This is a genomic window from Cellulomonas hominis (assembly GCF_901521055.1).
GTDB classification, from domain to species: domain Bacteria; phylum Actinomycetota; class Actinomycetes; order Actinomycetales; family Cellulomonadaceae; genus Cellulomonas; species Cellulomonas endometrii.
Genome location: NZ_CABEGA010000065.1, coordinates 1 through 21,384, shown reverse-complemented (window position 1 = coordinate 21,384; position 21,384 = coordinate 1). Strand labels below are relative to the sequence as shown.

The window sequence follows — 21,384 nt, the reverse complement described above, 5'->3', positions numbered from 1 at the left end:
CCCGCCGTCCGCGCGGCCCCCGCCGTCCCCGCAGCACCGCCGGACCCCGACGACGGCCTCGGGGGAGGCGCGGGCACCTGCCGTCCGGTGCCCGGGCCCGCCCCCGCGCCGGACCTCCTGGTGGCCGCACCGGACGACGCCCCGCCGGCGTCCCGCGCCCGCCGCCGCGTCGCCCGCACCTGGCGCACCCGCGCGCTCGTCAACGCCACGGGCACCTGGACCCGGCCGTTCTGGCCGACGTACCCGGGCATGCAGGAGTTCGCCGGGACGCAGCTGCACACGCACGACTACCGGGCCCCGGAGGACTTCGCGGGCCGGCGGGTGCTGGTGGTCGGCGGCGGCATCTCGGCCGTCCAGCACCTCCTCGCGATCGCGCCGCACGCCGCGGCGACCACCTGGGTGACGCGCCGGCCCCCGGACTGGCGCGACGAGGGGTTCAGCCCGGAGCTCGGCCGCGACGCGGTCGCGCGGGTGGACGAGCGGACGCGCGCCGGCCTGCCGCCGCAGAGCATCGTCGCCGCGACCGGCCTGCCCCTGACCGACGAGTACCGCGCGGGTATCGCGAGCGGGGTGCTGCGCGCCCGGCCCGTGTTCGCCCGCCTGGTGCCGGACGGCGCCGAGTGGGACGCGTCCCGGGCGCGTGGCCCGCTGCCGGACGGCTGGGTCACCGGGCCGGAGCACGTCGCCGCGGACGTCGTGCTGTGGGCGACGGGGTTCCGCGCGGCGCTGGACCACCTGGGGCCGCTCGGCCTCCGGCACGCGGGCGGCGGCATCCTCATGGACGGGACGCGCGTGGTCGCCGATCCGCGCGTGCAGCTGGTCGGGTACGGGCCGAGCGCCAGCACGGTGGGGGCGAACCGGGCGGGTCGCGCGGCGGTGCGGCAGGTGCGCCGGCTGCTCGGGGTCTGAGCGGCGTGCGAGCCGCCGCGCGCCGCGCCGACGAGAACGCCGGTTCGGCGCGCCCCTAACGCGGCTCGCCGAGGGTGGCACCGGCCCAGCGGTAGCGACGTCGAGGGCTGTTGGGCTTGCCCTCGGCGACCGCGCGACCGTCCGAGATCAGGCGCTTGAGGTGCCCGACCACGGTGGGGCGGCTCAGTCCGGTCAGCCCTTGGAGGTCGTCGGCTGACGCGTCCCCCAGCGCCTTGAGCTCGCGGGCGACGAGCTCCGTCGTCGTGAGGGGGACTTCCACTTCCTCCATCACGAACGTCGGCTGACGGGGCCGCTGCGCGACATCGGGGTCGAGCACGTACCGGGCGTACCGTCGTCCCCCCTCCTTGACAGCGACGCCCTGGTCGACGAGGTCGCGCAGCACCTGTCCGGCGGACATCCGGTCCGCGCCCCACTCGCGGAGCATCGCGTTCGTGACGGCCCCGCCCCGCATCATCGCGAGCGCGATCTGATGCACCGGTGTCGGGACCGGGACGCCGAGCCCGGCGATCCACGCCCGGACGTCCGGCCCGAGCAGCTCCGAGCGGCCCATGCTCACGGTGAAACCGAGTACCGAGCTCGTGAAGCCCGGGCGTGGCAGACCATGCGTCCGCGCGAGTCGGATCATGGTCGGGATCCCCGACGACCGGTTCTCAGCGACGAGCACGTCCGAGCCGGGGAGGTAGGTGTCGGAGAGCAGGCTCGCGAGCAGGCTGTTCCGAGACGAGGACGGACGTCCAGCCTCGCCCAGATCGTCCGTGACCAGACCACCGTAGAGCCCACCTGGGCTGCGGATGGTGAGCCGGTCCGGATGGAGCTCCACCGCGACCTGCGTCCCCCGGGTGAGGGGGCTGTAGTCGCGGTGCAGCAGCGCGTTCACCAGCGCCTCGCGGATCGACTCCATCGGGTAGTCCAGCTGATCCGTGCGACCGAAGTCACCGACGACGGCGCGTGCCGCCAGGTTGCGGCGGAGCGCGGCCAGGGCCTCGGACACCATGTCGGGGATGGACCCGCGGACAGTCACGTTGTCGAGGAACCGGACGTCGGTCCGGTCATCGGGTGGGTGCACGACGACGGACACCATGAGCTGGGGGAACCGCTGCTGCGGGTACGTCCCGAACGTGAGCAGACCTGCGAGCGTCAGGGGGGAGTCCGGCCGTGCCTCCGCCAGGACGCCGAGCCGGAACAGGACAGTGGGCTCGTCCTCGATGCGGAGCTTCGGGGAGCCGGCCTGGACCCGCTGCAGAGTGCGCCGGAGCGACGACCAGTCGAGATCGGCCGTACTCGTGCCCTCGACCGGCGCGCTGTCGTACGTCGGTTGGCTCCTGCCGGCAACGAGCAGACCCACCTCGCCCTCGCTCATGCGGCGGTCTCCGTCCCCGGTGCGCAGGAACGCGCCGTTCACGATCCCCTTGCTCGTGACGTAGACGGGTTTGTCCTCGGCGCGGGCAGGGGGGACCTGCGCGACGAGGACCGGGATGCCGTCGACCTCGACGATCTCGGTGGCGATCTGGAGTGGTGGCGTGACGGAGTCCCGGGCGAGCGCGACGAGGTTGTCGCGGTACCGGGTGATGTCAGGGATCGGCACGACGCTGAATCCGGCGCCCTCGTCGAGTCCGATGAGGATCGTCCCGCCGTCCGCGTTCGAGAAGGCGACGAGCGACTCGCGGACCGAGGTCGGGAAACCGCCGGCGCCGCTCTTCGCCTCGACGTCCTCAGGTTCGCCCCCGATGCGTCGCAGCGCGTGGACCAGCTCGGTGATCTCGTCCTGTTCGAACCTGCTCACGCGGAACCTACTTTGAAGTGACAAGGATGTCTTGGCAGTTCCGTTAAGAGTAGCGTTAAGAGCTCGGCCGGGTCAGCGCCGCGCGTCCCGCGCGGTCAGCCGGCGTGCGGGCAGCCGCAGCTCTCGCGGCGCACGACCTGCACCGGCAGCCGGTGGGACTCGGGCTCCTCGGCCGGCGTGCCCGCGTGCCGCACGAGCACCTGGACGGCGAGCCGGCCCATCGCCGCCATCGGCTGCCGCACGGTGGTGAGCGTCGGCCGGGCCAGGCGGCCGGCGAGGATGCCGTCGAAGCCGGTGACCACCACCCGCTCCGGCACGGGCACGCCCCGGGCGGCGAGCAGGTCCAGCACCGCGAGGGCCAGCTGGTCGCTCGCGCAGACCAGGGCCCGGGGGAGGCGGTCGGCGGCGGCGAGCCCGGCCAGCACCTCGAACCGGTGCGGCTCCGCGAGGTCGGTCGGGTCCAGCGGCTCGGCCGGGGCGTCGAGCCCGACCTGCGTCATGGCGTCCCGGAACCCCGCGAACCGCTCGGCGTAGTCGGGGGTGGACAGCCGGCCGACGAACGCGAGGTCCCGCAGGCCGTGGTCGCGGACGAGGTGCTCGACCACGTCGCGCATCCCCGCGCGGTTGTCGACGGTGACGTGGTGCAGGCCGTCGGCCACCGGCGGCATGCTGAACGCGACCACCGGGATGCGGCGGGCGATGTGCTCGAGCGCCTCGACGGGGCTGGGGCCGGGGAACACCGCCAGCCCGTCGACCCGCCCGGCGACGTCGGTGACCGAGGCGCGCGAGCCGGTGCCGCTGCTGAGCAGGAGCGCCTGCCCGCGCTGCCAGCACTCGAGCTCGAAGCCGCGCTGGACCTCGTCGACGTAGAGCGGGAAGGCGCGGGGGTCGGAGTCCGGGTCGTCCGCGTCGGGGCCGGCCGGTGACGGGTGTGCCGGCCGCGGGTCGTCCGCGCCCTCCTGCGGGGCGGCGAGCATGAGGTCGAACGAGTAGAGCCCCAGGGCGCCGGTGCTGCCGTGCGCGAGGCCGCGGGCGCTGGCGCTCGGGACGTAGCCGAGCTCCCGTGCCGCGACAAGGACGGCCGCGCGGGTCGACTCGCGCACCCGCTGGGGCTGCCGGAACGTGAAGGACACCGTGGCGATCGACACGCCGGCGCGCTCCGCGACGTCGTAGACGGTCGGTCGACGCGGCACTGCTCACCTCCTCATGGGCGGGACCGATGCTAGGTGCTCGGTCCCGGGCCGGTGCCCGACGTCGGTCCCCAGGCGACGGGCGGGTACTTGCGGGGATCAGTCTATGCGCTTAACATCACAGACGATCTAAGCGCATAGAAGCCGCGGCGCACCGCGCGCCGATCAGCCGCACCGTCCGTTCGAGGAGGAACGAACCATGATCCGTCCCGCTGCGCGTGTCGCCCTGGTGACCGCGCTCGCCCTGACCGCCCTCACCGCGTGCGGCCGCTCCGACGACACCGGCTCCGAGGGCAGCACCGACGCCTCCACGCTCTCCGCCGGCGAGGCCACCGGCGAGCTCACCGTGTGGGCGATGGGCGCCGAGGGCGAGGCCCTGCCCGACTTCGTGCAGGAGTTCGTCGACGCCAACCCCGACGTCGACATCGAGGTCGTCCCGATCCCCTGGGACGCGGCCCGCGACAAGTTCCAGACCGCGATCGCCGCCGGCACCACGCCGGACCTCGCGATGATGGGCACCACCTGGATGGCCGAGTTCGGCGACGCGTTCGCGCCGGTGCCCGAGGGCATCGACACGAGCGGCATCTTCGAGGGCCCGCTCGGCACCGCGGAGCTCGACGGCACCGCGGTCGGCGTCCCCTGGTACGTCGACACCCGCGTCCTGTACTACCGGACCGACCTGGCCGAGCAGGCGGGCTGGACCGAGGCGCCGGCCACGCAGGACGAGCTCAAGCAGATGGCCGCCGACATGCAGGACAAGGCGGGCGCCGACTACGGCATCCGGCTGCAGTCCGCGGGCAACGACTCGTTCCAGGGGTCGCTGTGGGCGGCGTGGTCCAACGGCGCCAGCCTGACGAACGACGACGTCACGGAGTGGACGCTCGACACGCCCGAGATGGTCGAGTCGTACGAGTACTACACGTCCTTCTTCTCCGACGGCGTCGCGAACGCCTCCGCCGACCGCACCGCGGGCGCCCAGGAGGCCGAGTTCGTCGCCGGCACCACGCCGATGCTGATCGACGGCCCGTTCATGATGGGCCAGCTCGCGACGCTGGGCGGCGAGGGCTTCGAGGACAAGTACGCGACGGCCCGCATCCCGGCCGGTGAGAGCTCCACGTCGTTCGCCGGCGGCTCCAACCTCGTCGTCTTCGAGGAGTCCGACAACGCGGACGCCGCGTGGAAGCTCGTCGACTGGCTGACGCAGCCCGAGGTGCAGGTCGAGTGGTACGGCGTCACCGGTGACCTCCCGTCGCAGCAGGCGGCGTGGGACGACCCGGCCCTGGCCGACGACGCGAAGCTGGCCGTGTTCGGCGAGCAGCTCGAGGACACCGTCGCCCCGCCGGTCACCACGACCTGGGTGCAGGTGAACGCGGCCGCCGACTCCGTGCTCGAGCGGATGACCGTCAGCGGCGAGGCCCCGGCCGACGCGCTCGCCGACCTGCAGGAGCAGGCGACGTCGATCGGCATGGGCTGACCGTCATGTCGACCGCAGCCGCCACCCGCCCGGCCGGGGCCACGCGCTCCGGCCGGGCGGCCCCGGCCCCCCGCGGGCCGGCCGCCGCCCGGCGCCGCCGGCAGGGCTACGTCGCCTGGCTGTTCGCCGCGCCGTTCGTCCTGGTGTTCGGGTTCTTCATGCTGGTCCCCCTGGTGTCGTCGTTCGCGATGTCGTTCACCGACTTCACCTCGCGCGACGTCCGCACGCCGTTCGCGGTGAACTTCGTGGGGCTGCAGCAGTACGTCGACCTGTTCGGCGACCCGCGCTTCCTGAAGTCGCTCGGGGTGACGGCGACGTTCGTGGTGGTCGGCATCCCCGTCACGATGGCCGTCGCCCTGGCCCTCGCGGTCGCGCTGAACTCCGGGATCGGCCGGTTCCGGGCAGCGTTCCGGGTCGGCTTCTACGCCCCGGTCGTCACCAGCATCGTCGCGGTCTCCGTGGTGTGGCGGTACATCCTGCAGCCCGACGGGCTGCTCAACACCGCGCTCGGCTGGGTCGGCATCGAGGGCCCGAGCTGGCTGACCTCGACCACGTGGGCGCTGCCCTCGCTGATCCTCATGGCCGTCTGGCGGAACGTCGGCACGCTCATGGTGATCTTCCTGGCGGGCCTGCAGGCCGTCCCGCAGGAGGTCCAGGAGGCCGCGGTCATGGACGGCGCGAGCTCGTGGCGCCGGTTCCGCAGCGTGACGCTCCCGCTGCTCCGGCCCACGCTGCTGCTCGGCGCGGTGCTCATCTCGGTCGGGTACCTGCAGTTCTTCGAGGAGGCCTTCGTGATGACGCAGGGCGGCCCGCTGGACTCCACCCTCTCGACCGCCTTCTACACGTTCGAGCAGTTCGGCTTCGGCAAGTACGGGTTCGCGTCCGCCGCGTCCTACGTGCTGTTCCTGGCCATCGCGCTGCTCAGCCTGCTGCAGTTCCGGCTGCTGCGGTCCGACGACTGACCGAGGAGACCCCCATGTCCGCTGTGACTCCTCCGTCGCCGCACCCGGCCGTCGAGGCGCTCGCCCGGCCGTCGGTGCCGGCGTCGCCGCGCCGCCGCCGGATGACCACCGGCCGCGCCCTCACCTACGGCGTGCTCGTGGTCGGCGTGGCGCTGTGGCTGCTGCCCTTCGTCTGGATGGTGCTGGGCTCCGTCAAGACGCAGCGCGAGATCCTGACCAAGCCCCCGACCATCTGGCCCGCCGACCCGACGTTCGACAACTTCGGCCGCTGGTTCACCGAGCTCGGCTTCGGCCAGTTCTTCACGAACTCGGTGATCGTCGCCGTCGTGACCGTGCTCGGGAACCTGCTGTTCTGCTCGATGGTCGGCTACGCGCTGGCCAAGATGGACTTCCCGGGCAAGCGCGTCCTGTTCACGCTCGTCATGGTCATGCTGATGGTCCCGGGTGTCGTGACGTTCGTGCCGCTGTTCGTGCAGGTCACGTCGCTCGGGCTGCTCAACACGTACCCGGCGCTCATCCTGCCGTTCCTCACCCAGCCGCTCGGCGTGTTCCTCATGCGGCAGTTCATGCTGGGGATCCCGGAGCCGCTGATGGAGGCCGCCCGGATCGACGGCGCCGGCGAGCTGCGCATCTTCGCCCGGGTGGTCATGCCGCTGTGCGGGCCGCCGCTGGCGACGCTCGGGATCCTCACGTTCCTGGGCTCCTGGAACAACTTCCTGTGGCCGCTGGTCGCCGCGCAGAGCCAGGACATGTACACGCTGCCCGTCGCGCTGTCCCTGTACTCCACGGGGCAGCAGGCCACCGACTACGGGCTGCTGCTCGCCGGCGCGGTCCTCATCATCACGCCGATCCTCCTGCTGTTCGTCGCCCTGCAGCGGTACTTCATCCAGGGGGTCGCGACCGCCGGACTGAAGTGACCCCGCGACGACGCACGACCCGCACGCACGTCTGCACGACGGAAGGACCCGCATGACCACCCGACGCTTCCCCGAGGGCTTCCTCTGGGGCGCCGCCACGGCCGCGCACCAGATCGAGGGCAACAACGTGAACTCCGACTGGTGGGTGCGCGAGCACACGCCGGGCACCGACCTGCCGGAGCCGTCCGGTGACGCGGCCGACTCCTACCACCGGTACCCGGAGGACATCGCGCTGCTCGCGGGCCTCGGGCTGAACACCTACCGGTTCAGCATCGAGTGGGCGCGCATCGAGCCCGAGCAGGGCTTCGTGTCGAAGGCGCAGCTCGCGCACTACCGGCGCATGGTCGACACCTGCCGGGAGCACGGCCTCACCCCCTCGGTGACGCTGCACCACTTCACGCACCCCCGCTGGTTCGCCCGGCTCGGAGGCTGGCGCAACCCGGACGCCCCCGAGCTGTTCCAGCGGTTCACCGAGATCGCCCTGCCGGTGCTCGGCGACGACGTCGAGTGGGTCTGCACCATCAACGAACCCAACATGGTCGCGATGACCCGCGGCGAGGAGGGCACGGAGATGACGGCGTCCCGGCTCCCCGCGCCGGACCCCCAGATCACGGACGCCCTCATCGACGCCCACAAGCGGTCCCGCGAGGTGCTGTCCGCGCTGCCGCAGGTCCGGTCCGGCTGGTCGGTCGCCACCCAGGCGTACCACGCCGCCCCGGGCGCCGAGGAGGCGACGAAGGCCTACGGCTACCCGCGGGAGGACGTCTTCCTCGACGCCGCGGCCGGCGACGACTGGATCGGGGTGCAGGCGTACCTGCGCACGTTCATCGACACCGACGGCAACCCGCTGCCCGTCCCGGAGGGCGTCGAGACCACGCTGACCGGCTGGGAGTACTTCCCGCCGGCGCTCGGCATCGGCGTCCGGAACGCGTGGGAGCGCACCGGCGGCGTGCCGATCGTCGTCACCGAGAACGGCATGGCGACGCAGGACGACGCCCGGCGCATCGACTACACGCACGACGCGCTGGTCGGGCTGCACGACGCGATGGCCGACGGCGTCGACGTCCGCGGCTACCTGCACTGGTCCGCGCTCGACAACTACGAGTGGGGCTCGTTCACGCCGACGTTCGGCCTCATCGGGTGGGACCGCGACACCTTCGAGCGCACGCCGAAGCCCAGCGCGCACTGGCTCGGCGGCGTGGCGCGCACCGGGGAGCTCACGCACCCGACGCGCTGACGCGCCGACCGGGCGGCACCCGGCGTGCTGGCGTCGGGCGCCCGTGAGGTCAGCCCGACGCCAGCAGCTGGTTGGCGCGCTGGTGCGACACCCCGAGGATCGCGCCGATGTCGCGCTGGGGCACGTCCCGCGCAGCGAGGTCACGGGCCAGGGAGCGCGTGTGCTGGGCGAGGCGCCGCTCCAGCTCTGCGGCCTCGGCGCGCTCCCGCTCGATCTCCGCGAGGCGGTCACGCACCTCGACGCCGTCGACGCTCACGACGTCGACCGTCAGGTCGAAGGCGTCGGGGTCCACGTCGAGGACGAGGGAGACGAGCTCGCGCGCCATCGTGCCCGCCTCGCTCAGCCGCCGGGCCTGCGTCAGCCCGTCGACCTCGGGGACGGCGACCATCCACCACCGGCCCTCGCGGGTCACGTTCGCGGTGTACCGCGGCCGGGCGCTGACCGTCACCGACCGGTCGTCACCGTGCATGGGACTCACTCCTCGAGAAACCGGCGGTGCGGAGCTGCTGCACCACCGACCTCGTCGGCTGCTCGCTCACCATCGATGCAGTCTAGGGCCCTTGCACCGCGGCGGCAATGGCCCTAGACGTCCCACCATGTCAGCTCGCGGGCTTCTCCAGGCCCTGCTGGATCAGGTCCATCACCGAGGAGTCCGCCAGCGTCGTCGCGTCGCCGACCTTCCGGTGCTCCGCCACGTCGCGCAGCAGGCGGCGCATGATCTTCCCCGACCGGGTCTTGGGCAGCTCCTGCACGACCAGGATGGTCCGGGGCTTGGCGATCGGGCCGATCTGCTGCGCGACGTGCGCGCGGAGCTCGGTGGCGACCTCCTCGGGCGTGCCGGCCACCGCGTCGCCGCGGAGGATGACGAACGCGACGACGGCCTGCCCGGTCGTCTCGTCGCTCGCGCCGACGACCGCCGCCTCGGCGACGGACGGGTGCGACACGAGCGCCGACTCGATCTCGGTGGTCGACAGCCGGTGCCCCGAGACGTTCATGACGTCGTCGACGCGGCCGAGCAGCCAGATGTCGCCGTCCTCGTCCTTCTTGGCGCCGTCGCCCGCGAAGTAGATGCCGCGGAACCGCGACCAGTACGTGTCCTTGAATCGCTGCTCGTCGCCCCAGATCCCGCGGAGCATCGCCGGCCACGGCTCCGTGAGGACCAGGTAGCCGCCGGAGCCGTTCGGGACGGGGTTGGCGTCGTCGTCGATGACGTCGGCGGCGATGCCGGGCAGCGGGGTCTGGGCGGACCCGGGCTTCGCGGTGGTGACGCCCGGCAGCGGGCTGATCATGATCGCGCCGGTCTCCGTCTGCCACCACGTGTCGACGACCGGGGTGCGGTCGCCGCCGATGACCCGGCGGTACCAGGTCCAGGCCTCGGGGTTGATCGGCTCGCCGACCGACCCCAGGACGCGCAGGCTCGTCAGGTCGAACCCGCCGGGGATGTCGTCGCCCCACTTCATGCAGGTCCGGATCGCGGTCGGGGCGGTGTAGAGGATCGACACCCGGTACTTCTGGACGATCTCCCACCAGCGCCCCCGGTGCGGGGTGTCCGGGGTGCCCTCGTAGATCACCTGGGTGGCGCCGTTGACCAGCGGGCCGTAGACGACGTACGAGTGCCCGGTGACCCAGCCGACGTCGGCGGTGCACCAGTAGACGTCGGTCTCCGGCTTCAGGTCGAACACGTTGAGGTGCGTCCACGCGGTCTGGGTCAGGTAGCCGCCGGTGGTGTGGAAGATGCCCTTGGGCTTCCCGGTCGTCCCGGAGGTGTAGAGGATGAACAGGGGGTGCTCCGCCTCGAGCGGCACCGGGTCGTGCTGGTCGCTCGCCGCGTCCACCGCGTCGTGCCACCAGACGTCGCGTCCCGCGGTCCACGGGACGTCCTGCCCGGTGCGCCGGACCACCAGGACGTGCCGCACGACGTCGCCGGAGCCCTTCGCCAGCGCCTCGTCGACCGTCGGCTTCAGGGGGCTCGCGGCGCCCCGGCGGTAGCCGCCGTCCGCCGTGATGACGACGTGGGCGTCCGCGTCGACGATGCGCGAGTGCAGGGCCTCGGCCGAGAACCCGCCGAACACCACGGAGTGCGGGGCCCCGATCCGGGCGCACGCCAGCATCGCGACGACGGCCTCCGGGATGAGCGGCAGGTAGATCGCGACCCGGTCGCCCGTCCGCACGCCCAGGGCCGTGAGCGCGTTCGCGGCCTTCGACACCTCGCGCTGCAGGTCCGCGTACGTGAGCGTCCGCGTGTCACCGGGCTCGCCCTCGAAGTGCAGGGCCACGCGGTCCCCGTGACCGGCCGCCACGTGCCGGTCGACCGCGTTGTACGCCGCGTTCAGGCGCCCGTCGGCGAACCAGCGGGCGGACGGGGCGCCCGACCAGTCGAGCACCTCGTGGAACGGCTCCGCCCAGTCCAGCAGCGAACGGGCCTGCTCGGCCCAGAACTCCAGGGGCGCCGAGTTCGCCCACGAGTACAGCTCGGCGTGGGCGTTCGCCTGCGCCGCGAACGCCGGGTCCGGCGGGAAGCGGCGGTCCTCCGTCAGCAGGTTCTCGAGACCCGGGGTCCGCGCGGGCTCGGCGGCGGGGCCGCCCCCGGGCTCGGCGGTACGGGGGTCGGAGTTGTCGAGGGCCACGTGTCCTCCAGCGCAACGACGTCGGTGCGGTCTGGCGCGAACGGGTTCGCCGCGTCTCCCGGCACTCTAGTAGGACTTTCGTCCCAGGCGTCGCGCGAACCCGGTGGTGACGGGCGTGGCGCGTCCGACGCGCGGCACGTCGGCCGCGCGCTCCTTCAGCCGCGCGGCACCCAGCGGCGGCGCGCCACCGAGAGCACCAGTCCGGCCACGAGCAGCAGGGCGCCCACGACGAACACCGTGCCCGAGGTCGCCGTGACCGTCGCCTGCGTCACCGACTCCCGCGTGGCGTCCGTCGCCACCCAGCGCACGACGTCCTCGTGCGTGGTCGCCGGCACGTACAGCAGCACCGCGCCGAGCACCGTGGCCACCAGCCCCGCCGTCAGCGGCACCGCGGGCGTCCACAGGCCCAGGGCGAGCACCCCGGCCAGGACGAGCACGCCGAGCGTCACCAGCAGCACGCCGATCGGGTCGTACGACGCGTCCCACCCCGGGGCCTGGGCGGCCAGGACCCGCGACTGGCCGAACACCACCGTCCAGATGCCGACCGCACCCACCAGCAGGCCCACCAGCACGCCCAGCACCGCACGGCCCGCGCCGCCGCCCGGCCGCCGCACCGGCTCCGGGCGTGCCGCGGTCGACCCGCCGCCGCGCCGGGACCGCAGACCGCCGGCACCCTCCGGCTCGTCCTGGTGCGCGAGGCCCACCGGCTCCGGCACGTTCGGCGTGGTCGGTGCGGAGGCGTCGCCGTAGGGCACGCTCGCATCGGACGGGCCCGTGCCCGGCAGGTCCGGGTCGGGCTGCTCGGCGGCGGGAGGGGCGCCGACCGGCGCCCCGGTGGTCCCCGCCGCGGTCGCGCCCGCCGTGAGCACCGCGGCGGCACGCGCCTCGGCCCCCCGGATGCTCGTGCGGCGCACCGGCTCGGACGGGGCCGGCGCGTCCGCGGCTGCCGGGCGGGCGCCCGTCGCGGGCGTGGTCGGCAGCGGAGCCGTCGGGGCCCCCGAGCCGTCCGCCGAGACGACGGCACCGGTGGTCGGCGACCCGGTGCCGCCGGCGACCGGCGTGGCCGGCAGGACGGACGGCAGCGCGGCCTCCGGGGCGGGCGGCACCGGAGCGGGCCGGGACGCGCGGTGGGCGCTCGTGCCGCGCGAGGGCGTGCCGGTCGGCGTGGCCGGGCGTTCGGCGGCGCCGGTGCCGCTGCCGGTGTTGGAGGTCGGACCGGCGAGGGCCGGACCGGGCTCGTCGGACAGGCTGGGCGTCTCGTCCGGCGCGGGCGGCGCGCCCGGGGTGCCGGAGGTGCCTGAGGTGGCCGGTGAGGTGGCGACGGGCTCGGTGACGGGGGCGGCGGAGCTGCCGGTCGGCGTCGCACCGCGCGGCTGCCGCGGGGTCCGGGGCTTGCGGGGGGCGCTGGTCGCGCCGGACGCGGTGGCGCCGGACGTGGTGGCGCCGGACGTGGTCGGGGCGTCCCGGGCGGCGTCGGCTGCGGCCTGCGCGGTGCCGTCAGGAGCGGGTCGCTCGGTGCCGTCGGGAGCGGGTCGCTCGGTGCCGTCGGGAGCGGGTCGCTCGGTGCCGTCGGGAGCGGGTCGCTCGGTGCCGTCGGGAGCGGGCGCCGCCGCGTCGTCCTGGTGCTCGCGGTCCGAGGTGCTGCTCATGTCTGCTCCCTTGTCGCCGCCTCACGGCGCGGGGCAGGAGCGGAGGGCGCCTGCGCGCTGCGGGCTCGGTGTGCGACGCCACCGGTCAGGTCACGTCCGTGCTCGGTACGACCGTAGAGCGCCGCCCGCGCGCACGCCGGACGGCGCGCCCGAGATGTCCGATCCGCCGGTCGGTGGCGGCGTGCGGCGAGCCGCGTCCCGCCGGCGGGCTCAGCGGGCGGCGACGGGCTCCGGCTGCGCGTCGAGGGCGCTCGGCGCGGGGCGCGCCGCGGGGTCGGCGGGTGCGACGGGTGCGGTGGGGTCGGCCGACCCGGCGGGCGCCGTCGGCCGGGCGGGTGCGGCGGCGACGGCGTTCGCGGCACCCACGAGCAGCCCGCCGCCGACGAGGTTCCCCAGGCCGACGAGCAGCACGTTGCGCGCGAACTCCGCCACGGAGGCGTCGGGCAGCCCGCCCATGATGCCGACGGAGAAGGTGGTCATGTTGGCGACCACGTGCTCGAAGCCGGAGGTGATGAACACCATCACGCACGCGAAGATCACGAAGATCTTCGCCATCTCGTTCTGCAGCCGGCCCGCGCACCAGATCGCCAGGCACACCATGAGGTTGCACATCACGCCGCGGAAGAAGAGCTCGGTGCCGGACTCCTCCGCCTTGTGCACGATCATCGACGCGATCATCCGGCCGGCGGGCCGGTCGGGTCCGAGGGCGCCGGAGAGGTGCAGGATGCCGGCGAGCACGATCGCCCCGAGCAGGTTGCCGGCCAGGCAGGCCAGCAGCGTGGCACCGGCGCGGGCCCAGGAGATCGCGCCGCGCATGGCGCCCTGGGTGAATACCATCATCGCGGACGTCGCGAGCTCGCCGCCGGCGACCACCACGATCATGAGGGCGACGCCGAACACGAGCCCCTGGACCAGCGGGGTGAACCCGGACCCCGCGTCGGCGAGCGGTCCGCCGGCGGTCGTCATGATCACCACGCCGAGCCCGATGTACGCCCCGGCGAGCATCGTGTTCACCAGGTAGACGCCGGGCCGGCGGGCCAGGTCGGTCTTGGTCCGGGCGGCGGCCGTCTGGTAGTCGAGGGCCTCGGCGACGCTGAGCATGGGCACCAGCGTGCCGCCCGTCCGGGTCCTGGACATGGGACGAAAGCCACGGCCGCGGGGTGATGTCGGCGGCCGCGGGCAGACTCGTGGCCGTGACCGACCAGACCTCCGTGCGGACCGACCGGCTGCACCTGACCGCACCCGTGCCCGCCGACCTGCCCGAGCTGCACGCCCTCCACGCGGACCCCCGCGGCTACGTGCACTGGCCGTGGGGGCGGCACACCACCGTCGAGCAGACCGAGCGGCTGCTGGACCGGTACCGCGAGTCGTGGGACGAGCACGGGCTGGGGCCGTGGGTGGTCCGCGCCGCGACGGACGGACGGCTGGTCGGGATGGGCGGGTGCAGCGTGCGGGGCGGCGTCGGCTGGAACCTCTACTACCGGCTCGTGCCGGAGGAGTGGGGGCACGGGTACGCGCAGGAGGTCGTCGCAGCGGCGCGCACCGCCGCCCGCGCCACCCGGCCCGACCTGCCGGTGCTCGCGTACCTGCTGGAGCACAACACGGGGTCGCTCCGGGCGGTGGAGCGTGCCGGCCTGACCCGCGTCTGGCGCGGACCCGACGCCGGCAACCCGGATCCGTCGGCGATCCGGCTCGTGTACGCGGACCGGGAGGTGGACGAGGCGACGGTCGCGGTGTTCGCGGGCCCGTGACGTCAGTCGCGGGACAGCGCGACGGCCACCTCGTAGTGCCCCGTCTGCGGGAACATGTCGAGCAGCCGGCCGCGGCGGGGGCGCAGCGACGGCATCGCCGCGAGGTCCCGCGCGAGCGACGCGGCGTTGCAGCTGGAGTAGACGACGTCCCGCACCCCGGACGCCTCGAGCCAGCCGGCGAGCGCCGGGCCGATGCCACGCCGCGGCGGGTTCACGATCACGAGGTCGGGCGCCCGCTCGGCGCCGAGCGCGAACGCCGTCGCGTCCCCGGCGGCGAACCGCACGCTTGGCAGGCCCAGGTCGTCCCGGCTGAGGGTGGCGCTGGCGACGGCCTCGGCGCTCGTCTCGATGCCGACGACGTCCCGGCCGGGCCGCGCGACGTGCAGGGCGAACCCGCCGACGCCGCAGTACAGGTCCCAGACGCTGGCGGGATCGGCGGCGTCGACCCACTCGCGGCCGATCCGGTACAGCGCGGCGGCGACCTCGGTGTTCGTCTGGAAGAAGCTCTGCGGTCGCAGGTGCAGGTCGACGTCGTTGACGCGCATCCGGAGCGTCGACCGCTCGGTCAGCACGACCTCCTCCTCGCCCTCGAGGACGGCCTTGTGCTCGGGCAGCAGGTTGGCCGACACGACCACGGCCCGCGGCAGGGCGGCCAGCAGCCACGGCAGGTGCTTGCGGATCCGGCTCAGCGCCTCCGTCGAGCGCAGCACGAACCGGACCATCAGCTCCCCGTCGGGGGACTCGGTGACCAGGACGTACTTCAGCTCCCCGCGCCGGGTGGGGACGTCGTACGGGACCAGCCGCGCACGCGTGACGAACGCGGCCACCGTCGGGAGCGCCGCCTGCAGGGTGGGCGGGTACAGGCCGCAGTCCCGCAGGTCCACGCCCGCGCCGCCGGGGTCCAGGATGCCGAGCGTGGGGGCGTCGACCGTCCCGCCGACCGCCATCTTCGCCTTGTTCCGGAAGCCGTGCTCCCGGCTGGCGACGGGGTCGAGCCAGTCCACCGGGCCGAACGGGAGCAGCAGCTCGCGGCAGCGCTCCTGCTTGGCGGCGAGCTGGTCGGCGTACGGCTGCTCGATGAACGTGCAGGAACGACACCGGGCGGCGTCGAAGTGGTGACACTGCACCCGCACGAGTCTACGGCGGGCCGCCGGGCCACCCCCGGCGCCGGGCTCAGATGCCAGGCACCGGCACCATCGCGACGGCCCCGGTGTCGGCGCGCGGGCCCTGCGACGCGGTCGCGACGCGCACGACCGCGGCGGCCACCGTGGTCGCGACGTCCGGGTGGAACACGCTCGGGATGATGTACGCCGGGTTGAGCTCGTCGTCCGTCACGACGGAGGCCAGCGCGCGGGCCGCGGCTAGCAGCATGTCGTCGGTGATCACGTGCGACCGGGCGTCCAGCAGCCCCCGGAAGAAGCCGGGGAACGCCAGGACGTTGTTGATCTGGTTCGCGACGTCGCTGCGCCCGGTGCCGACCACCGCGGCGTGCTGCGCGGCCTCGACCGGGTCGATCTCGGGCCGTGGGTTCGCCATCGCGAACACGATCGAGTCGGGGGCCATCGTCGCGACGTCCGCGCCGGTCAGGATGTTCGGCGCGCTGACGCCGATGAACACGTCCGCGCCGGCGAGCGCCCCGCGGAGCTCCCCGGTCACGCCGCGCGGGTTGGTGCGCTCCGCGATCCAGCGCAGCTCCGGGGACGCGAGTGGCCGGCCGGTGTGCACGATGCCGTCGATGTCCGCGACCACCACGTCCCGCACACCGGCGGCGAGCAGCAGCTTGAGCACCGCGGTCCCGGCGGCGCCCGCGCCCGACAGCACGACCCGGACCTCGCCGATCTGCTTGCGGACGACCTTGAGGGCGTTCGTCAGGGCCGCGGTCACGACGATCGCCGTGCCGTGCTGGTCGTCGTGGAACACCGGGATGTCCAGCCGCTCGCGCAGCCGCCGCTCGATCTCGAAGCACCGCGGCGCGGAGATGTCCTCCAGGTTGATCCCGGCGAACACCGGCGCGACCCGCACGACCGTCTCGACGATCTCGTCGACGTCGGTGGTGTCGAGCGCGAGCGGGAACGCGTCGATCCCCGCGAACCGCTTGAACAGCGCGGCCTTGCCCTCCATGACCGGCAGGGCGGCGAGCGGGCCGATGTCCCCGAGGCCGAGCACCGCGGTCCCGTCGGTGACCACCGCGATGGTGTTCCGCTTGATCGTCAGGCGGCGGGCGTCGTCCGGCCGGGCCGCGATCGCCTCGCACACCCGCGCGACGCCCGGGGTGTAGGCCATCGACAGGTCGTCGCGGTTGCGCAGCGGGACCTTCGACTCGATCGACAGCTTGCCGCCGAGGTGCATGAGGAAGGTGCGGTCGCTGACGCGCTCGACGTCGACGCCGGGCAGCGCGCGCAAGGCCGCGACGATCTGCGCGGCGTGCTCCTCCCCGCTGGTCGCGCACGTGACGTCCACGGTGATCCGCTCGTGGCCCGACGCCGTGACGTCGAGGGCGGTGACGATGCCACCGGTCTGCTCGATCGCGGACGTCAGCTCTGACACGGCGGTCGGCCGGGCCTCCACGTGCAGACGGGCGGTGATGGATGAGGACACGCTCGGCGTCGAGACCATGAGGTCAGTGTGGCCCCCCGCGGGCGGGTCCGCCCAGGCCAGCGCCCCCGGCGTGCCGCCCCTCGTAGGGTGGCCGCGTGATGCCCTCCGCGCCGGCGCGCCCCCCGGCCGACGACCCCCTCGCGCCGCTGCTGGACCTGCCGGGCGTTCGCGCGGCCGTCGACCGCGCCCGCACCGCGTGCGAGGAGCTGCGCTGGCACGAGGCCTTCCGGCGGCGCTGGCGCGAGGTCCGCGCCGAGGCCGACCTGCGGGCCGCACGCGCGAGCGCGGCCGTCGACGGCGCACGCGTGCCGCTCGACGCCCTGCGGGGCGAGGCGACCGGGGCGGCTCCGGGCACGGACGGGGCGGCGCTCGTCGCGTCCGGTGCGCTGCGCGCCACCGTGCTGACGGCGACGTGGCGGCCGGACCTCGGCGCGCGGGCGGAACCCACGGTGCCGCCGCTGTCCGAGGTGCTGGCGCGGGTGCACACCGCCGCGGCGGCGGGCTGGCTCGCCGACGCCGACCTCGGCCGGGTGCGCGCGGCCGGCGTCGCGCCGCGGGACCTCGGCGGCCTCGGGGCGGCGCCCGACGGCCCGGACGTGGCGGGACGGCTGGCGCTGCTCACGCGGACCGTCGCCGGGACCCGCGCGCCCGCGCTGCTGGTGTCGGCGGTGGTGCACGGCGAGGTCCTCGCGCTGCGGCCGTTCGCCGCCGGCAACGGCGTGGTGGCCCGCGCCGTCGCGCGGATGCTGCTCAGCGGGCGCGGCCTGGACCCGACCGGCGCCGTCGTCCCCGAGGTCGCGTGGGCATCGACGCCGCACCCCTACCTCGCGGCGGCGGCGCGGTTCGCGACCGGCACGCCCGAGGGGGTGGCGGCGTGGGTCGTGGCGTGCGCGGACGCGGTGGTCGCCGGGGCCGACGAGGGGCGGGCCGTGGCGGACGCGGTGCTGGCGGGGCGGCTGGGCTGAGCCCGGCTGCGCGCCGACCCCTCATACGACGGACGGCGCCCGGGTGGACGCCGTCGCCGAACGGACGACCCGAAGGTGATCAGGCGTGCAACGAAGCAGTCGTGACGGGATCGAGCCCGGTCGACGCGTCCTCACGTGGACTGGTCGCGCGTGGGTGCCTTCAGGTCGTGCTGTTGTGGCTCCATGACACCTCGGCCGCGCGGCGGAGGGAAGTCCTGGCGGTGAAGTGCCTGCTGGCGCGTTCCCACGGACCGGATGGCGAGACGGGCGTCCGCCGGCTGACCCGTCAGGCGGGGCGGTGCCGTCGCACCCGCGCCACGACGAGGAGCGCGACGGCCAGGACGACGACGCCCGCCGCCACCGTCGCCCGCGCCGACCGGGTCGCCCCGAGCCGGCGGACGAGCACCCGACGGCGGAACACCAGCGGGCTCCACCCCTCCTCGGCCGCCATCTGGCGCAGCGCCCGGTCCGGGTTCACGACGTAGCCCCGGCCGACCGCCCGCAGCATCGGCGCGTCGGTCGCGGAGTCGGTGTAGGCGGACGACGCCGCGAGGTCGTAGCCCTCCCGCTCCGCGAGGTCCCGCATCGCCTCGGCCTTCGCCGGACCGTAGGCGTAGAACGCGATGTCCCCGGTGTAGCGGCCGTCCTCGACGCCCATGCGGCTGGCGATCACGGCGTCGGCGCCGACCAGGTCGGCGATGGGCCGCACGAGCTCCTCGCTGGAGGCCGACACCACCACGACGTCCTCGCCCGCGGCGTGGTGCCGGGCGACCAGCTCGAGCGCCTCCGCGTACAGCACCGCGTCGACCGCCTCGTGCAGGTTCTCGGCCACGATCGCCGAGACCCGCTCGACGTCCCAGCCCGCGACCATCGCCGACAGCTGCGCGCGCACCCGCTCGGTCCGGCCCTCGGTGGCGCTGCCCAGGAGGAACGCGACCTGCGCGCCCGCGGACCGCAGCATCGCGCGGCGGCTGAGCAGCCCGCCCAGCAGGAACGGGCGCGCGAACGCGGTGGCCGCCGAGGTGGCGATCAGGGTCTTGTCGAGGTCGAAGAAGGCCGCGGCGCGGCGCTGCGGCGCGGCCGTCGGCGGCGTGGCGGCGGTCTGGCTCATCTCGGCGGTGTCCTCCCTGCTCCGAGGGTATCGAGGCGCACCGAGCCGACCACAGGGCGCGGTCGGCTGCGTGGTCCCCAGGGGTGGTGCCGCGACCGGCCGTGGTGCGGCGGGGGTGGGGGAGCGTCGGCGCTGATGGGGCGCGGGGACGGACGAGGGAGGACGCGTGGGACGGGCAGGACGGGCAGGCCACGGACCGGGGACGCGGACGGACGAGGGGGTGGGCGTCGTGGGAGTGGTGGGCGCACGCGGCGGTGCGGGCGCGACCGTGACGGCCGCACTGCTCGCGGCGGAGCTGGCCCGGCGCTCGACCACGGTGCTCGTCGAGACCGGGCCGGGTCCCTCCGTCGACACCGTGCTCGGGCTCGAGGCGCACCCCGGTCTGCGCTGGCCCGACCTCACCGGTGCGCGCGGGGCGGTGGACGCGACGCTGCTCGCCGGCAACCTCATGCGCTGGGGCCCGTGCGCGGTGCTGCCCACCGACGACGACCGGCCGGGGCTGCCCCCGCCCGACGTGCTGCCGGACGTGCTGGAGGCGCTCGTCCTCGGCCACCGATCCGTGGTCCTGGACCTCGACCGCTCCGCGATGCTGACGGGGACGGGGGTCGCCGACCTCGTCGACGCCTGCCGCACCGTGCTCGTCGTCGTGCCCCGGGACGTGCCGGGCGTCGCGGGCGCGCGGGTCCTGCACGCGCTGCTGACCGGTCGCCAGACGCGGGTGGGCGTCGTCGCGCGCGGCCCCGCCCCCGGCGGACTCGGCCCGGCGGAGGTGGGGCAGGCCGTGCACCTGCCGGTCGTGGGCTCCCTGCCGTGGTCCCCGGGTCTCGGCGCGGCGGTGGACCGGGGTGCCGGACCGCAGCCGTCCCGTGCCGTCCGCCGCGCGGTCACCCGCCTCGCGGGGCGGCTCGGATGACGGCGCCCGGCACCGGCGCGCTGGTGACCGTGGTCCGCCGCCGGCTGGCCGAGGAGGGCGGACCCGTCACCGCCGCGCGGGTGGCCGCGGCGCTGCGGGACAGCGGCCAGGTGCTCGGGACGACCGCACTGGCCGAGCTGGAGCCCCTCGTCCTCGCCGAGCTGCTCGGTGCCGGCCCGCTGCAGCCGCTGCTCGACGACCCCGGTGTCACCGACGTCCTGGTGAACGGGCCGCAGGACGTCTGGGTCGAGCGGCACGGCCGCCTCCAGCGCGCGCCCGTCGACCTGGGCGACGTCGTGCACGTCCGTGAGCTCGCTGTGCGGCTCGCCGCGGCCGGCGGGCAGCGGCTGGACGACGCACGCCCCGCGGCCGACGCGCGGCTGCCGGACGGCACGCGGCTGCACGCCGTCCTCCCGCCGGTCGCCGACGGCTGCACGCTGCTGTCGCTGCGCGTCCTGCGCCACCGGCCCTTCACGCTCGACGAGCTCGTCGCGTCCGGCGCCGTCGCCCCGGGCGTCGACGACGTGCTGCGCGGGCTCGTGCACGCCCGCGCCAACCTGCTGCTGTCGGGCGCGACCGGCACCGGCAAGACGACGCTGCTCTCGACGCTGCTGTCGCTCGCGGACCCCGGTGAACGCATCGTCTGCGTCGAGGAGGCCGGCGAGCTCGCCCCCCGGCACCCGCACGTCGTCCGGCTGCTCGCCCGGCGTCCCAATGTGGAGGGCGCCGGCGGTGTCGACCTCGCCGACCTCGTCCGCGAGTCCCTGCGGATGCGACCCGACAGGGTGGTGCTGGGCGAGTGCCGGGGCGCCGAGGTGCGCGAGGTGCTGAGCGCCCTGAACACCGGCCACGACGGCGGGTGCACCACCGTGCACGCGAACGCCGCGACCGACGTCCCCGCGCGGCTCGAGGCGCTCGGTGCGCTCGCCGGGCTGGACCGGGCCGCGCTCGCGGCGCAGGCGGTGAGCGCGTTCCACGCCGTGGTGCACCTGCGCCGGGACGGGGGCCGACGCCGGGTGGCCGAGCTGGCGGTCGTCGAGCGCTCGCCCGGCGACGGCGCCCTCGTCGTCCGGACCGCGCTCGCGGTCGGAGCCCGGGGGCAGGTCGGCGCCGGGCCCGGCTGGGCCGCGCTCGCCGCCCGCGCAGGGCTGACCGACGGGCGCTGGGGGGCGGGGCGACCGGGGTGAGCACCGGCGCGGGAGCGGCGGCGCTCGTGGCGGCGGTCGTCGGGGCCGTGCTGGCCGCCGGCGGGACGGGGGCCGGGGCGCGGAGCAGGG

The 21,384-nt window shown here is 75.0% G+C and carries 18 protein-coding genes; 9 read left to right on the top strand and 9 right to left on the bottom strand.

The window, feature by feature from the left end; genetic code table 11:
- On the top strand, positions 1-909 hold a 909-nt coding region (locus KJP73_RS16105), incomplete at its 5' end, for an NAD(P)-binding domain-containing protein (RefSeq protein WP_213283893.1).
- Between the two features lie 55 nt (positions 910-964).
- Here KJP73_RS16105 and KJP73_RS16100 read toward each other — a convergent pair.
- Positions 965-2,713 carry an ATP-binding protein gene (locus KJP73_RS16100; protein WP_213283892.1) on the bottom strand — a complete coding sequence of 583 codons (1,749 nt, stop codon included), beginning with the start codon at positions 2,711-2,713 and terminating at the stop codon, positions 965-967.
- Between the two features lie 95 nt (positions 2,714-2,808).
- Positions 2,809-3,906 (bottom strand): LacI family DNA-binding transcriptional regulator, encoded by a 1,098-nt coding sequence (locus KJP73_RS16095; RefSeq protein ID WP_213283891.1) that lies wholly within the window; start codon positions 3,904-3,906, stop codon positions 2,809-2,811.
- A 196-nt stretch (positions 3,907-4,102) separates the two neighbouring features.
- On the opposite strand from KJP73_RS16095, the gene KJP73_RS16090 reads away from it, so the two are divergent.
- Genes KJP73_RS16090 through KJP73_RS16075 form a run of 4 tightly spaced genes read left to right on the top strand, consistent with a single transcriptional unit; the run spans position 4,103 to position 8,493 of the window.
- Positions 4,103-5,377, top strand: coding sequence for an extracellular solute-binding protein (locus tag KJP73_RS16090; RefSeq protein ID WP_213283890.1), 1,275 nt, complete (start codon positions 4,103-4,105; stop codon positions 5,375-5,377).
- A gap of 5 nt (positions 5,378-5,382) precedes the next feature.
- Complete coding sequence (locus KJP73_RS16085; protein WP_213283889.1) at positions 5,383-6,339, top strand: carbohydrate ABC transporter permease; 957 nt, start codon at positions 5,383-5,385, stop codon at positions 6,337-6,339.
- A gap of 14 nt (positions 6,340-6,353) precedes the next feature.
- Positions 6,354-7,256, top strand: coding sequence for a carbohydrate ABC transporter permease (locus KJP73_RS16080; protein ID WP_213283888.1), 903 nt, complete (start codon positions 6,354-6,356; stop codon positions 7,254-7,256).
- A gap of 52 nt (positions 7,257-7,308) precedes the next feature.
- Entirely contained in the window at positions 7,309-8,493 is a 1,185-nt protein-coding gene (locus KJP73_RS16075) for a glycoside hydrolase family 1 protein (RefSeq protein ID WP_213283887.1), read from the top strand.
- A gap of 49 nt (positions 8,494-8,542) precedes the next feature.
- Here the strand turns inward: KJP73_RS16075 and KJP73_RS16070 are convergent, their stop codons facing one another.
- The 4 genes from KJP73_RS16070 to KJP73_RS16055 all read right to left on the bottom strand — a co-directional run bounded on the left by KJP73_RS16070 (position 8,543) and on the right by KJP73_RS16055 (position 13,906).
- Complete coding sequence (locus KJP73_RS16070) at positions 8,543-8,962, bottom strand: hypothetical protein (protein WP_213283886.1); 420 nt, start codon at positions 8,960-8,962, stop codon at positions 8,543-8,545.
- 130 nt (positions 8,963-9,092) lie between these two features.
- Positions 9,093-11,033, bottom strand: a complete 1,941-nt coding sequence (gene acs / locus KJP73_RS16065) for an acetate--CoA ligase (protein WP_249669460.1) — start codon at positions 11,031-11,033, stop codon at positions 9,093-9,095.
- 242 nt (positions 11,034-11,275) lie between these two features.
- Complete coding sequence (locus tag KJP73_RS16060; protein ID WP_213283884.1) at positions 11,276-12,769, bottom strand: hypothetical protein; 1,494 nt, start codon at positions 12,767-12,769, stop codon at positions 11,276-11,278.
- Between the two features lie 210 nt (positions 12,770-12,979).
- On the bottom strand, positions 12,980-13,906 hold the full coding sequence (locus KJP73_RS16055; RefSeq protein WP_249669459.1) for a formate/nitrite transporter family protein: 927 nt from the start codon (positions 13,904-13,906) through the stop codon (positions 12,980-12,982).
- A gap of 56 nt (positions 13,907-13,962) precedes the next feature.
- Here KJP73_RS16055 and KJP73_RS16050 point away from each other — a divergent pair, with 56 nt between their 5' ends.
- Positions 13,963-14,520 carry a GNAT family N-acetyltransferase gene (locus tag KJP73_RS16050; RefSeq protein ID WP_249669458.1) on the top strand — a complete coding sequence of 186 codons (558 nt, stop codon included), beginning with the start codon at positions 13,963-13,965 and terminating at the stop codon, positions 14,518-14,520.
- Positions 14,521-14,522: 2 nt separating this feature from the next.
- On the opposite strand, the gene rlmC is transcribed toward KJP73_RS16050, so the two are convergent.
- Both rlmC and KJP73_RS16040 read right to left on the bottom strand, forming a co-directional pair.
- A complete protein-coding gene (gene rlmC, locus KJP73_RS16045; RefSeq protein ID WP_213283882.1) occupies positions 14,523-15,647 on the bottom strand; it encodes a 23S rRNA (uracil(747)-C(5))-methyltransferase RlmC in 1,125 nt (374 codons plus the stop codon).
- 46 nt (positions 15,648-15,693) lie between these two features.
- Positions 15,694-17,136: an NAD-dependent malic enzyme gene (locus tag KJP73_RS16040; RefSeq protein ID WP_213283881.1), complete on the bottom strand. Its 1,443-nt coding sequence runs from the start codon at positions 17,134-17,136 to the stop codon at positions 15,694-15,696.
- A gap of 80 nt (positions 17,137-17,216) precedes the next feature.
- Between KJP73_RS16040 and KJP73_RS16035 the strand changes: the two genes are divergently transcribed.
- Positions 17,217-18,083, top strand: coding sequence for a cell filamentation protein Fic (locus KJP73_RS16035; protein ID WP_213283894.1), 867 nt, complete (start codon positions 17,217-17,219; stop codon positions 18,081-18,083).
- Positions 18,084-18,369: 286 nt separating this feature from the next.
- On the opposite strand, the gene KJP73_RS16030 is transcribed toward KJP73_RS16035, so the two are convergent.
- On the bottom strand, positions 18,370-19,194 hold the full coding sequence (locus tag KJP73_RS16030; RefSeq protein WP_213283880.1) for an HAD family hydrolase: 825 nt from the start codon (positions 19,192-19,194) through the stop codon (positions 18,370-18,372).
- A gap of 268 nt (positions 19,195-19,462) precedes the next feature.
- On the opposite strand from KJP73_RS16030, the gene KJP73_RS16025 reads away from it, so the two are divergent.
- Positions 19,463-20,107, top strand: coding sequence for a pilus assembly protein FlpE (locus tag KJP73_RS16025; RefSeq protein ID WP_213283879.1), 645 nt, complete (start codon positions 19,463-19,465; stop codon positions 20,105-20,107).
- A complete protein-coding gene (locus KJP73_RS16020) occupies positions 20,104-21,294 on the top strand; it encodes a TadA family conjugal transfer-associated ATPase (RefSeq protein ID WP_213283878.1) in 1,191 nt (396 codons plus the stop codon). Before KJP73_RS16025 ends, KJP73_RS16020 begins: the two co-directional genes overlap by 4 nt.
- The last annotated feature ends 90 nt before the right edge of the window (positions 21,295-21,384 follow it).

Bases quoted from the DNA above. Each gene is read 5' to 3' on its own strand.
- KJP73_RS16060 (WP_213283884.1), bottom strand. From the start codon at position 12,769: ATGAGCAGCACCTCGGACCGCGAGCACCAGGACGACGCGGCGGCGCCC.
- KJP73_RS16030 (WP_213283880.1), bottom strand. From the start codon at position 19,194: ATGAGCCAGACCGCCGCCACGCCGCCGACGGCCGCGCCGCAGCGCCGC.
- KJP73_RS16085 (WP_213283889.1), top strand. From the start codon at position 5,383: ATGTCGACCGCAGCCGCCACCCGCCCGGCCGGGGCCACGCGCTCCGGC.
- KJP73_RS16055 (WP_249669459.1), bottom strand. From the start codon at position 13,906: ATGTCCAGGACCCGGACGGGCGGCACGCTGGTGCCCATGCTCAGCGTC.
- KJP73_RS16035 (WP_213283894.1), top strand. From the start codon at position 17,217: ATGCCCTCCGCGCCGGCGCGCCCCCCGGCCGACGACCCCCTCGCGCCG.
- KJP73_RS16070 (WP_213283886.1), bottom strand. From the start codon at position 8,962: ATGCACGGTGACGACCGGTCGGTGACGGTCAGCGCCCGGCCGCGGTAC.
- KJP73_RS16090 (WP_213283890.1), top strand. From the start codon at position 4,103: ATGATCCGTCCCGCTGCGCGTGTCGCCCTGGTGACCGCGCTCGCCCTG.
- KJP73_RS16040 (WP_213283881.1), bottom strand. From the start codon at position 17,136: ATGGTCTCGACGCCGAGCGTGTCCTCATCCATCACCGCCCGTCTGCAC.
- KJP73_RS16080 (WP_213283888.1), top strand. From the start codon at position 6,354: ATGTCCGCTGTGACTCCTCCGTCGCCGCACCCGGCCGTCGAGGCGCTC.
- KJP73_RS16020 (WP_213283878.1), top strand. From the start codon at position 20,104: ATGACGGCGCCCGGCACCGGCGCGCTGGTGACCGTGGTCCGCCGCCGG.
- KJP73_RS16075 (WP_213283887.1), top strand. From the start codon at position 7,309: ATGACCACCCGACGCTTCCCCGAGGGCTTCCTCTGGGGCGCCGCCACG.